The sequence below is a fragment of the Thermus tenuipuniceus genome, assembly GCF_002964845.1.
Taxonomy (GTDB): Bacteria; Deinococcota; Deinococci; order Deinococcales; family Thermaceae; genus Thermus; species Thermus tenuipuniceus.
In genome coordinates this window covers 371-631 of sequence record NZ_KZ672981.1, presented here as the reverse complement: position 1 = coordinate 631, position 261 = coordinate 371, and the positions used below count along the sequence as shown (strand labels likewise).

General features: G+C 51.7%; 1 protein-coding gene. It reads left to right on the top strand.

Features of this window, described 5'->3' with window-relative positions; all coding sequences use genetic code 11:
- Positions 1 to 13: 13 nt before the first annotated feature.
- Positions 14 to 261, top strand: a 248-nt coding sequence (locus tag C2847_RS12830) for a hypothetical protein (RefSeq protein ID WP_425275079.1), incomplete at its 3' end; no start/stop codon positions are given.

Below are 261 nucleotides of genomic sequence, written 5' to 3'. Positions count from 1 at the left end.
CGACGGACAAGTCATCACCATCGGAAACGAGCGTTTCCGTTGCCCTGAGGCCCTCTTCCAACCCTCTTTCTTGGGTATGGAGTCTGCTGGAATCCACGAGACCACCTACAACTCAATCATGAAGTGCGATGTTGATATCAGAAAGGACTTGTACGGAAACGTCGTCCTCTCTGGAGGAACAACCATGTTCCCTGGAATTGCTGACCGCATGCAAAAGGAGCTCACCGCCCTCGCTCCCTCTACCATGAAGATCAAGATCAT